This is a genomic window from Polaribacter sp., from assembly GCF_965656025.1.
Taxonomy (GTDB): Bacteria; Bacteroidota; Bacteroidia; order Flavobacteriales; family Flavobacteriaceae; genus Polaribacter.
This window is the reverse complement of sequence record NZ_CBFHJT010000008.1, coordinates 1-5,793: the sequence shown is the minus strand read 5'-3', so window position 1 is coordinate 5,793 and position 5,793 is coordinate 1. Positions and strand designations below refer to the sequence as shown.

Here is a 5,793-nt window from a genome sequence, read left to right as displayed (position 1 = left end):
TTTTAGAAAACAACCCGTTACTAAAAGACGTAACAGATAACGATCCTGCAGGAATTAAAGAAGTGCGAGTAAAGTTAAAAGACAATGCTTATCTGTTAGGGCTGAATTTACAATCTATTATGGCTCAAGTACGTGCTGGTTTTTTTGGTTTTCAAGCACAGCGTTTTCAGCGAGGTCAAGACGAAATTAAAGTATGGGTGCGTTATGATAAAAAAGACAGATCTTCTATAAATGATTTAGACGATATGCGTATTGTAACTCCCAATGGCACCAGAGTTCCGTTTTCTGAAATTGCAACTTACATAATTGAAAGAGGAGACATTGCAATCAATCACTTAGAAGGAAAAAGAGAAATACAAATTACAGCAGATTTAAAAGATTTAGAAACTAGTGAAACAGAAATTTTAGATAATATTAAAAACAATATTATGCCAGAAATTCTGTCTAAATACCCAACCGTTTCACCTTTGTATGAAGGGCAAAATAGAGAGGCTAAAAAAACAACAGATTCTGTAAATTTAGTTGGACCAATTATTTTGTTACTAATTTACATTGTAATTGCGTTTACATTCCGTTCTTACAGCCAACCAATTTTACTAATAATTATGATACCTTTTAGCATGATTGGTGTTATTTGGGGGCATTACATTCATAATTTCTCCATTGGTATTTTATCCTTTTTAGGGATTATTGCTTTAATAGGTATTATGGTAAACGATGGTTTGGTTTTAATTGGTAAATTCAACAGTTACTTAAAAGAAGGTTTTAAGTATGATGAAGCTCTTTTAAAAGCGGGGCAATCTCGTTTTAGAGCTATTTTCTTAACCTCTTTAACTACCATTGCAGGTTTAGCGCCTTTAATTTTCGAAAAAAGTAGGCAAGCACAATTTTTAATACCAATGGCAATTTCTATTGCATACGGTATTGCTATAGCAACAGTTTTAACCTTGGTGATGTTACCAATGATGTTGGCTGCATCTAACAAAATTAAGGTAAATATAAAATGGTTAAAAACCGGAAACGAAATTACCAAAGAAGAGGTAGAAAGAGCTATTATAGAATCTAAATATGACGAGAACGAGCAAGAACAAATCTCAACATCAAAAGAAGAAAATTTGCAAATAGATGCTTAAAAAAAAGACAATGAAACTAAATAAAATAATCATTCTTTGTGTCGTTTTCTTATCGACTTCACAAGCATTTTCTCAAGAAATTTTAACCAAAAAAGAAGCATTAGAAATTGCTTTAGAAAAAAATTTCGGAATTAAAATTGCCAATAACAATCTAGAAGTTGCTAAAAATAATACGAGTATTTTAAATACAAGATATTTACCAACAGCTACCTTAAATTCTGGTGCAGATTATAGAACAAATAATCAAAAAATTGTTTTTACAGACCCACAAACAGGTAACGATTCTGAAAGAGTTGGTAATGGAGTTATCACAAAAAATTACAACGCATCTGTAGCTTTAAATTATACCATTTTTGATGGTTTGGGTAGAAAATACAACTACAAACAATTGAAAGAGACTTATAATTTAACGGCATTACAAGCCAGAGAAACCATAGAAAACACCTACTTACAATTGTTTACTTTGTATTTTCAAATTGCACGATTATCAGAAAATACCAATAATTTAAACGAAGCTTTAGACATTTCTAAAAAGCGATTGAAAAGAGCAAAATATCAATATGATTATGGGCAATCTACAAAACTAGAAATGTTAAATGCAGAAGTAGATGTAAATAACGATAGTATATCTTTAATTACTGCGCAACAACAATTAAGTAACGCAAAAAGAGGTTTAAACGTAGTTTTAGGAGTAGAAAAAGATGTAAATTATATAGTAGAAACTGAAGTCGATTTTAATAAAATGTTGGTCTTAGACGAGCTAGAACAAAAAACAATGGCAAACAATAGTTTGTTAAAACAAAACGAAAAAAATATTGCTATTAGCGAGTTTAACATCAAAGTAAACAGAGCAAACTATTTTCCATCGTTAAACTTTAATGCTTCTTATGGGTTCAACAGAACAGAAAACGAAAACTTGGTAAACCCTTTTGGGGCGCGTTTAATAACTTCAGATGGATTAAATGCAGGTGTAACTTTATCTTGGAATATTTTTGACGGTGGAACCACAAAAACACGAGTTGCCAACGCTAAAATTGCCTTAGAAAACCAAGAAATTTTACTAGAACAACAAAAAGTTACTATTAAAAATACGTTAAAAAATACTTGGGAAAATTATAACAATCAACTTTTTATATTAAAAGCACAAGAACAAAACGTATTAACCACACAAAATAATTTTGATAGAACACAAGAGCGCTTTAAATTAGGCCAAGTAAGTTCTATAGAATTTAGACAAGCTCAAATTAATTTGATTAATGCAAAAACAGCCTATAACAACGCAAAATTTGATGCCAAATTAATTGAATTACAACTTTTACAACTTAGTGGAGATATTTTAAATGTAAGTTTTTAAGAAACTGATATTTATCATAGTTTAAAAAAGTCATTCAATTTAATTTTACCAAATAAATTATAAAAGATGAAATTTTTAAATCTACCTTTAGTTTCTTGGACAAATGGTACCATTATGATTGGTGTTTTTGCATTGGTTGTAGTTGGTTTAGTTGCAGCAATATTCTTGTTAATCAATAGCGACAAGAAACCATCAAAATAATAATTTTGTTTAGTATTTTAAACCCAAGTGTAAGCTTGGTTTTTTTTGTTTTTTGATATCATTAAGTTACTTTTATCTATATTTATACTTTAAAAATAGTGGTAAGATGCATACAGATATAGTTACTAACTTTGGTTATCTATTCGAAAAAGAATTATTAGAAGATATAAGTAAAATAGGTATTACCAAAAACTTTAAAGCAGATAGTACAATTATAGAATTAGGAGACTACATAAAATCGATGCCACTATTAATATCTGGTGCCATAAAAATACTCAGAGAAGACGAAAAAGGAGAAGAGCTTGTATTGTATTATTTAGAAAAAGGAGACACTTGTGCCATGACATTATCTTGCTGTATGGGACAAACTAAAAGTAAAATTAGAGCTGTGGCCGAAACAGATGTTTCTTTAATTTTATTGCCTAAAGAAAAAATGGCAGAGTGGTTAACTTCCTATAAAACATGGCAATCTTTTATATTGCAAAGCTATCACAATAGAGTAGAAGAGCTCTTGCAAGCTGTAGATACTATTGCTTTTTTTAAAATGGATGAACGCTTATTTAAGTACTTAAAAGACAAAGCTATGGTTACCCATAATGATGTTCTACAAGTTACTCACAAACAAATTTCAGAAGATTTACATACCTCTAGAGTTGTAATTTCTAGATTGTTAAAAAAACTAGAAAACGAACAAAAAATTCAGCTTTTTAGAAATAGCATAAAAATTTTAGAACTGTAACATAGGTTACTGTAAAAAAGAAAACTACATCTTATTTTTGTAAAAAAAAGATGAAAGCACTTACATTACTTTTAGGGCTTACAGTATTTTTTAGCTGTAAAGATTCGAATAGGCCCTCTTACTCAAAAAAGAATAACGAGGTTATAAAGAAAACACAACCTCATGAGGGTAAAAAACTTATGGAAAACAAATGTTATGTTTGTCATAGCCCTTCTGCTTCGCATGATGATAGAATTGCACCGCCAATGATAGCTATTAAGAAACATTATATTTCTTCAGAAACCACCAAAGAAGAATTTATAACTTCTCTACAAAATTTTGTGAAAAATCCAACCAAAGAAGCAACAAAAATGAGAGGTGCAGTTAAAAGGTTTGGGGTAATGCCAAAACAAGCTTTTTTAGAAGATGATATAAAAAAAATTGCTGAATACATGTTTGATCATGAAATTGAAAAACCAACATGGTTTGAGTCTCATTTTAATGAAGAAAAAGGAAAGGGACATGGAAAAGGAAATGGAAAAATGAAAGGAAAGCAACAACATAAAATGGGTAGAAATTTAAAAGATTTACCTTATTCAGAAAGAGGTCTACAATATGCACTTTCTACAAAAGCTGTGTTAGGTAAAAATTTAATGGGTAAAATACAAAAAGAAGGTACTTTAGCAGCATTAAAATTTTGTAATGTAAAAGCATATCCTCTAACAGATAGCATGTCTGTTTACCACAATGCAAGCATTAAAAGAGTTTCAGATAAACCTAGAAATCCAAAACATAAAGCCAATTTAGAAGAGCTAAAAATAATTAATTCATTTAAAAATGATGTTGCAGCAAACAAAGATTCAGAACCCATAGTTATAGAGTCTTCAAATAATGTAAATGTGTATTATCCTATAAAAACAAACAGTATGTGTTTACAATGCCATGGTGCACCTAAATCTCAAGTTACAGAAAATACACTCTCAGCATTAAAAAAATTATACCCAAAAGATAAAGCTTTGGGTTACGATATTAACCAAGTTCGTGGAATTTGGAATGTTTCATTTAATAAAAAATAGTTCTTAGGCATGAGCAAATTTTCAGAAATAATAAACCAAGATAAACCCGTTTTAGTAGATTTTTTTGCAGAATGGTGTGGGCCTTGTAAAATGATGAGTCCTATTTTAAAAGAAGTTAAAGACACACTGCAAGATAAAGTTGCAATTCTTAAAATTGATGTTGATAAAAATCAAGCCATTGCTGCAAAATATCAAGTTAGAGGTGTACCCACATTAATAATATATAAAGAAGGCAAACAAGTTTGGAGAAAATCTGGAGTGGTACAAAAAAATGAATTAGTTCGTATTATAAGTAGTTTTAGTTGATTTTTTATAATAGTTGATCGAAAAGCACTTGAGAAATCAAGGGTTTTTTTAAAAATATATATTTTAGTAAAATGGAATTATCAGCAGATTTTTGGAATAATAAATACAAAACAAACAAGATTGGTTGGGATTTGGGGGAAGTTTCTCCACCTTTAAAAGCTTATTTTGATCAGTTACAGCATAAGGAACTCAAAATTTTGATTCCCGGTGGCGGAAACTCTTATGAAGCTGAGTATCTTTTTAACAAGGGATTTAAAAATGTGTATGTAATAGACATTGCAAAACAACCTTTACAAAACATAAAAGTAAGAGTTCCCCATTTTCCTGAATCTCAGTTAATTTATCAGGATTTTTTTGAATTAGAGGAACAATTTGATTTGATTATTGAGCAGACTTTTTTTTGTGCAATTAATCTTGAGTTAAGACCAAAATATGCAGAAAAAATACACTTCATTTTAAAACCACAAGGAAAGTTAGTAGGTGTACTTTTTGATGCTATTTTAAATGAAGATCATCCACCTTTTGGTGGCAACAAAGAAGAATATCTCAACTATTTTCAACCTTATTTTAAAAACGTTCAAATGACACCTTGTTACAATTCTTTCCAAAATAGAAAAGGTATGGAGTTATTTGTTAAAATTCAAATACAATAAAAAAGAGAGCTCACAAGCTCTCTTTTTTATTGTATTTTTTAAAAACTATACTGAAAAAAAGCAGTTATATTTCTACCAGGTTCTGTAATTGGAATCCTTCCAAAATCAGCTTGATTGGTAAAACTAAAGTTTAAATGATTATTATACGTTTTATCAAAAACATTAATAGCAGCAAAACCTAAATTTGCATTTTTAAAAGGTTTAAAGCCAAAACGAACATCAACAGTTTGGTAACCCTCTGTGCTTGTTTCTCCAAAACTTGGTGCAATTTCATTTTGAGAACTAGTAATGTTATACTGCACATTTGCCCAGTATTTTTCTTTATTTGTTCCTAAAATTAATCGTGCATTAA

Annotated in this window: 7 protein-coding genes and 1 pseudogene; 7 read left to right on the top strand and 1 reads right to left on the bottom strand. The window is 29.6% G+C overall.

From position 1 onward, the window contains the following. The 7 genes from ACTG3S_RS02535 to ACTG3S_RS02505 all read left to right on the top strand — a co-directional run. Positions 1-1,133 (top strand): efflux RND transporter permease subunit (locus ACTG3S_RS02535; protein WP_439127807.1); only part of this gene is annotated, 1,133 nt, incomplete at its 5' end. Positions 1,134-1,143: 10 nt separating this feature from the next. Further along, on the top strand, positions 1,144-2,487 hold the full coding sequence (locus tag ACTG3S_RS02530; RefSeq protein ID WP_439127806.1) for a TolC family protein: 1,344 nt from the start codon (positions 1,144-1,146) through the stop codon (positions 2,485-2,487). Positions 2,488-2,553: 66 nt separating this feature from the next. Further along, complete coding sequence (locus ACTG3S_RS02525; protein ID WP_439127805.1) at positions 2,554-2,688, top strand: hypothetical protein; 135 nt, start codon at positions 2,554-2,556, stop codon at positions 2,686-2,688. A gap of 106 nt (positions 2,689-2,794) precedes the next feature. Next, positions 2,795-3,427 carry a Crp/Fnr family transcriptional regulator gene (locus ACTG3S_RS02520; RefSeq protein ID WP_439127804.1) on the top strand — a complete coding sequence of 211 codons (633 nt, stop codon included), beginning with the start codon at positions 2,795-2,797 and terminating at the stop codon, positions 3,425-3,427. Positions 3,428-3,477: 50 nt separating this feature from the next. Then, positions 3,478-4,482 (top strand): c-type heme family protein, encoded by a 1,005-nt coding sequence (locus ACTG3S_RS02515; RefSeq protein ID WP_439127803.1) that lies wholly within the window; start codon positions 3,478-3,480, stop codon positions 4,480-4,482. Between the two features lie 9 nt (positions 4,483-4,491). Further along, on the top strand, positions 4,492-4,788 hold the full coding sequence (trxA, locus tag ACTG3S_RS02510; RefSeq protein WP_439127802.1) for a thioredoxin: 297 nt from the start codon (positions 4,492-4,494) through the stop codon (positions 4,786-4,788). A gap of 71 nt (positions 4,789-4,859) precedes the next feature. After that, the gene (locus ACTG3S_RS02505; RefSeq protein ID WP_439127801.1) at positions 4,860-5,441 is read left to right on the top strand and encodes a methyltransferase domain-containing protein; all 582 of its coding nucleotides are present in this window, start codon (positions 4,860-4,862) and stop codon (positions 5,439-5,441) included. Between the two features lie 38 nt (positions 5,442-5,479). Here the strand turns inward: ACTG3S_RS02505 and ACTG3S_RS02500 are convergent. Continuing rightward, positions 5,480-5,793, bottom strand: a pseudogene (locus tag ACTG3S_RS02500) (TonB-dependent receptor); the annotation flags it as partial.